Origin of the sequence: Bifidobacterium callitrichos DSM 23973 (genome assembly GCF_000741175.1) — a bacterium.
Lineage (GTDB): Bacteria > Actinomycetota > Actinomycetes > Actinomycetales > Bifidobacteriaceae > Bifidobacterium > Bifidobacterium callitrichos.
Window position 1 is genome coordinate 218,260 of record NZ_JGYS01000022.1, and the last position, 6,000, is coordinate 224,259.

At 66.1% G+C, this 6,000-nt stretch carries 2 protein-coding genes and 1 pseudogene; all 3 read right to left on the bottom strand.

Going from position 1 to position 6,000, the window contains the following annotated elements; genetic code table 11:
* Nucleotides 1-372: 372 nt before the first annotated feature.
* The gene (locus BCAL_RS10880; RefSeq protein WP_081887439.1) at nt 373-2,781 is read right to left on the bottom strand and encodes a glycoside hydrolase family 3 N-terminal domain-containing protein; all 2,409 of its coding nucleotides are present in this window, start codon (nt 2,779-2,781) and stop codon (nt 373-375) included.
* Nucleotides 2,782-2,896: 115 nt separating this feature from the next.
* Entirely contained in the window at nt 2,897-4,174 is a 1,278-nt protein-coding gene (locus tag BCAL_RS10885; protein ID WP_043165141.1) for a glutamate-cysteine ligase family protein, read from the bottom strand.
* Nucleotides 4,175-4,288: 114 nt separating this feature from the next.
* A pseudogene (locus tag BCAL_RS10890) lies at nt 4,289-6,000 on the bottom strand (activase); the annotation flags it as partial.

A 6,000-nucleotide genomic window follows, 5' to 3' on the forward strand; every position in this document is an offset into this window, starting at 1 on the left:
ATGGCGGAATTCCAAGGATTCGGCAATGGGAGGTACGCCACGACGCTTGCATTACGCCGATTTCGTCGTGTTGTGGCCGGACCTGTTGCCACAAGTGTTCGAAAAAGCGAAATCGTCGATCCCGTGGCAGGGATTCCCGCCACAGGATCGCACAAGTACGGTTCCGGTCGTGTTGTGGAAACGCAGGGGGCCACAACAGCGCGGAATCGGCGCGCAGTGCAAGTTGTGGCAGCGAGTTGTGGCAGAAACGCCCCGTGGCAGAAACGCCCTGTGGCAGAAACGCCCCGACACCGAGTGCCTTTTTCTTTCCCGCCGGCAACACGACTGCCGGCAAGAGTCACCGGACACCGCAGAGGACGCGAAGTGACACTGTCACGCCACGGTGAAGGTGGTGCGCTTCAGGTCCTCGCGCCTCGACGAGTGGCCGATGAGCAGTTCGAACTCGCCGGGTTCGACGACGCGGTTGGCATCCGGGTCGACGATCGTGCATGCGGCGACCGGGATGTCGAAGGCAACGGTCCGGGTCTCGCCGGGCTGGAGGTCGACGCGGCGGAAGGCCTTGAGCTCGCGGTCCGTCCAGCTGTACGAGGTGACGAGGTCGCCGATGTACGCCTGCACGATCTCGGTGCCCTCGCGCTCGCCCGTGTTGGTCAGGGTGATTTCGGCGTGCACGGTGTCGGTCTCGGCGAACGTGCCGTCGGCGTTGCTCGCGCCGCCGGTGATGACCGGATCACCGTATGCGAACGTCGTGTAGGACAGGCCCTCGCCGAACGCGAACGCCGGATCCTGCGTGAGATCGGCGTAGCGGTTGCCGTGCTGGCCGCGGATCTGGTTGTAGTAGACGGGCAGCTGGCCCACGTGGCGCGGGAAGGTGATCGGCAGCCTGCCGGACGGCTCGGTGACGCCCAGCACGATCTCGGCGACGGCGCGGCCGCCCTCCATGCCCGGGTTGGCGGCCCACAGGATCGATCCGATGCCGGACTCGGGGTCGCTCACGCGCTTGGCGAAGACGCCGTTCTCGCCGGCGATGGAGGCGGGGAACACCTGCGGCTTGGAGCTGACCAGCACGGTGACCATCGGCTTGCCGGTCTCCCTGGACACGGCCGCGAGCGCGTCGAGCAGCGCGTTCTGGCCGCCGAGCAGGTCGAGGGTGGCGGTGGAGCAGCCTTCGCCGATCAACTGGACCACGTCTCCGACCACGGCGACGATCAGGTCGGACCGGCGGGCGTTGGCAACCGCCTCGTCGATGAGCTTGCGGTCGCCGGATGCGGCCACGCCGACCTTCGGGCGCGGCTGTCCGTCCGGGTAGAACTCGCCCGCCGGGTCGGGGACGAGGTCGATGATGTTCGCGCCGCGCGAGTAGACGACCTCGCATTCGTCGCCGGCGATCTGGCGGAAGCCGTCGAGCACGGTGGTGATCATGTCGCGCGGCTGGCCGTCCGGCATCCAGGAGACCTGTCCGGAGTTGCCGGTCCAATCGCCCAGCTGGTTCTGCGCGTCGTCGGCGAGCGGTCCGATCACGGCGATGCGCCGCTTGCGTCCATCGTCGGCGCCGTCATCGGCGCCGACGGCGTTGGCGTCGAACGGCAGGCCGCCGTCGTTGCGCAGCAGTACGACGGACTCGCGGGCGAGTTCGAGGTTGGCCCGGCGATGCGCCTCGCATCCGATGACGGCCTTGATGCGCTCCTCGTCCGGCAGGCGAGGATCCTCGAACAGGCCGAGGCGGAACTTGAGAGCCAGAATGCGGGAGACGGCCTCGTCAATCAGCGATTCGTCCAGCAGACCAGTGCGCACGGCCTCGATCGCTCCCTCGTAGAACTGCGGGGTGGTCATGATCAGGTCGTTGCCGGCCTTGACGGCGTCGGCCGCGGCGTGCACGTAGTCCGGCTTGACGTGCTGCTCCCAGACGGAGCGTCCCACGTTGTCCCAGTCGGTGATGAGCGTGCCGTTGTACTGCCATGCGCCGCGCAGCTTGTCGGTGAGCAGCCACTTGTTGAACGTGACGGGCACGCCGTCGATGGACTCGTAGCCGAGCATGAACGTGCCGCATCCCTCCTTGGCCACTCGCTCGAACGGTGGCAGGAACCACGATTCGAGCTTGCGGTGGCTCAGGTCGGCCTCCGAGGCGTCGCGGCCTCCCTGGGTTTCGGAGTATCCGGCGAAGTGCTTGGCGCAGGCGAGGATCGCATCCTTGGGCAGGGGGTCACCGGCCTTGGCGCCGCCCTGATAGCCCCTGACCATGGCGGAGGCGAATTCGCCGATCAGCGTCGGATCCTCGCCGAAGGTCTCGTCGACGCGGCCCCAACGGGTGTCGCGGGCGATGCACAGGACCGGGGAGAACGTCCAGTGCACGCCGGTGCAGGACACCTCTTCGGCGGTGGCGCGTGCGGCCGCCTCGACCTTGGCGGGGTCCCAGCTGACGGCCATGCCCAGCTGGGAGGGGAAGATCGTGGCGCCGGGCCAGAACGAGTAGCCGTGGATACAGTCGTCGCCGATGATCAGGGGGATGCCGAGTCGGGTCTTCTCGTTGACGATGTCGACGGCGAGGGACAGGTCCTTGCGGCTGGTGTGCAGGATAGAGCCGACGTGCCTGTTCACGATGAGATCGTTGAGATCGTTGCTGCGCGCGTCGAGCTGCATCATCTGGCCGACCTTCTCCTCGAGACTCATGCGGGAGATGAGGTCGGCGATGCGCTCGGAGTCGGGCAGGTCGGGGTTCCTGTACGGCGCGTCGGCGGCGACGGGTGTGTAGGGAGTCTGGTTGGCCGTTTCCTTGGTCATGGCTGTGTTCCTTTCGGCTGGAATGAGCGGAAAGCAAATGGGCGAGGTGACCAGCGGTGTCACCTCGCCCATGCACGAGCCCATAGTATCCCTTTGAGATCCCTTTGAGATCCCTTTAGCCCTGGAACACCTCGGGGTGCTTCGGATCGCCGGGGATGTCCTCGAGGAGGCCTTCGAGGCCGAGGAACTCGCGCCAGAAGTCGAGCGGCTGGCCGTAGGGGTTGGAGTCGCGGCCGTGGGCCTGGATGTTGGCCTTGGCCTCGAACACGTCCTCCTCGGTGAGCCCGTCGAAGTAGCTTTCGAGGCGGATGCGGTTGGACGGCACGTAGTACAGCGAGTTGATGATCTCGGTGAGCCTCTCGGCGCGTTCGATCGGCAGGGAGTCCCAGTGGCGGAACTCGATGAAGTTCTTGAGGCGCACGTCGTTGAAGTGCGTGGAGATGATGTGGTTGATCTCGTACGCGTTGAGCTCGCGGTCCGGGTACACCTCGCCCGCGTTCTCGCGGAAGGCCGCGTGATGCAGCTCCTTGCGGCTCAGCCCGGCCTCGACGGCCTCGGGCGTGTGCGTCAGGTCGGCGAACATGAGCGGCGTGGACAGCACGTCGATCGCGTAGTCCTCCCAGCTGAAGCGCTGGTCGTACAGGCCCGGGATCACGTTCGTACGCTGGAAGTCGAGGTAGTCCCACATGCGCTGGCGCAGCAGCGGATACGGGTTGAGCCGCCCCTCGAAGTACGGGGTGTTGCGGAAGAACCAGGCGAGGATCGGGCCGATCGCGGTGCCGACGCGCATCTTGTCGATCGAATCCTTCTCGTCGACGAAGTCGATGCTCACCTGCGTGGAGGCGGAGCAGCGCATCATGCACGGGCCGAACTGGCCGACGCGTCCCAGATAGTCGGTCATCGCGTCGTAGCGGTCCTTCGGATTGACCGGCACGTCGGCGAAGCTGGACTTGGGCTGGTAGCCGTAGTTGACCAGTCGGAAGCCGAGCTCGTCGAGCACAGGGTCGACCTCGCGGCGGAACGTCGCATACGTCTGCAGCAGATCCTCCGGCTTGTGCAGGATGCCGATCGAGGTCTCGACCTGACCGCCCGGCTCGAGCGACACGGCGATGCCGGGGCGAGAAAGGCCCACCAGATGATCGTTCTCCCAGTACTCCTTGTCGTGATCGTAATACGGGGCGATGCGCTCCAACAGCGCCTCGATGCCATTCGGCTCGTAGTAGCTCACCGCCGTATCGTCGCTGTTGTGCACCGGCAGATGCTCGATCTCGACACCGAAGCCACCGGTGCCGCGCTCGGACCGGCCCGCCTCGAAGAACTTCAGGAGACTTTCGACATGCTTCGGGTTCGGCTTGGCGAGCAGGTGCGCGTAACTGATTCTGGGAGTAACCATAAGCGGTATGGTATCCGTCCCTCCGGCCGCGCCCCGCCGTACGCCCGCCAATCGGCTATACCTTTTTCCGATAGCGGGCGATTTCCATGGGTTTCCGGCCCACGCAGCCGACGTTCAGTCGGCGGTCGTGAAGCCCTGCGGCTCGGCGCCGTCGGCGAACTTGGCCTTGTGCGCCTTCTTCGCCGCCGCGATCATGAGCTTGATGCGGTTGAGCTGGTTGGCCTCGGAGGCGCCCGGATCGTAGTCGATCGAGACGATGTTGGCCTCCGGGTGCAGTCGGCGGATCTTGCCGAACATGCCGCGGCCGGTCACGTGGTTCGGCAGGCAGGCGAACGGCTGCGCGCAGATCACGTTCGGGCAGCCCTGTTCGATGAGTTCGAGGATCTCGGCCGTCAGCAGCCATCCCTCGCCGGCCTGCACGCCGATCGACGTGACCTCGGCGGCCTTCTTGACGAGCTCCGGCATCGGCTCGTCGCGGCGGAACTTGCCGTGCGAGGTGTCGAGCGCGGCGTTGATCGGCGCGAAGTAGCGGTCGAGGCCCCAGCGCATCACGCGTAGGCGAACTGGTTGCCGCCCATGCCGAGGTTGTGCTCGTTCCAGTCGGTGATGTACGGCTTGGTGGTCATGAACTCCATGATGCCGGGCACCACGGCCTCGCAGTCCTGCGATTCGATGACGTCGACGACGTGGTTGTTCGCGTCCGGCTGGTACTTGACGAGGATCTCGCCGACCACGCCGACGCGCACCTTGCGCGGGATGTCCTTCAAGGGCAGGGCGTCGAACGACTTGACGATCTCCTTGGCGAGGGTCGGGTACGGCAGCCAGCCCTTCTTCAGCCACGGGGTCTTCGCACCGGTCTTCGAGTAGCCGTGATGCTCGATCGTCTCGCGCACGATCGTGTCCCACTGCTCGTAGAGCCTGTTCGCCGAGCCCTTCTCCACCTCGTACGGGCGCACGCGGTAGAGGCACTTCATCAGGAGGTCTCCCAGAATCAGCGCCTTGACCGCGCGATGCAGCATCGGCACGGTGGCCTTGAATCCGGGGTTGTCCTCCAAGCCTTGCGTGGAGATGGCGATGATCGGGATCTGCGGGTAGCCCGCGTCGATCAGGGCCTTGCGGATCAGACCGAAGTAGTTGGTCGCACGGCACATGCCGCCGGTCTGGGTGATGGCGAGCGCCACGTGGTCCGGATCGTACTTGCCTTCGAGGATCGCGTCGATGAGCTGGCCGATGACCATGATGGCCGGGTAGCAGGCGTCGTTGTTGACGTATTTGAGGCCGGTCTCCACATCCGCGCGGGAGGCGTGCTTCAGGACGTCGAACTTGTAGCCGCCGGAGCGGATGACCGATTCGACGAGCGAGAGGTGGATCGGGCTCATCTGCGGGGCGACGATCGTGTAGTTCTTCTTCATGTCCTTGACGAACTTCTCGCGATGCGCGTAGCGGGACATGGTGGCGTTGTTGTGGCCCTTGGTCCTCCCGTTGCCGGCGGACTTGCCGGTCTTCTCGGCATCGGAGGTGGTGCCGTCGCCGAGCGCGGCGAGGCGGGCGGCCTCGATGTCGCGTTTGGCGGCGCGCTTGGACGCCTCGCGCATGCGTTCGGTGAGCTTCGGGTTGGCGGCCATCGTCGTGTCGAGGAGGATCGTGGCGGCCGGGGGTCGGCGCCTTGGATCCGGTCCTGCGGAATCCGGTGGACTTCGGCGCGCCGGCGGGAACGGAGCCGGAGACGTCACCGGACGCGTCGCCGGACGCATCACCGGACGCGTCGGAGGCGGCCTGCTCGGCCTTGACCTTGGCCTCGGCGGCGTCGACGGCGGCCTGCGCCT

What these genes read in the sequence shown, in the direction of transcription:
- BCAL_RS10880 (WP_081887439.1), bottom strand. Translation starts at nt 2,781, where the DNA reads ATGACCAAGGAAACGGCCAACCAGACTCCCTACACACCCGTCGCCGCC.
- BCAL_RS10885 (WP_043165141.1), bottom strand. Translation starts at nt 4,174, where the DNA reads ATGGTTACTCCCAGAATCAGTTACGCGCACCTGCTCGCCAAGCCGAAC.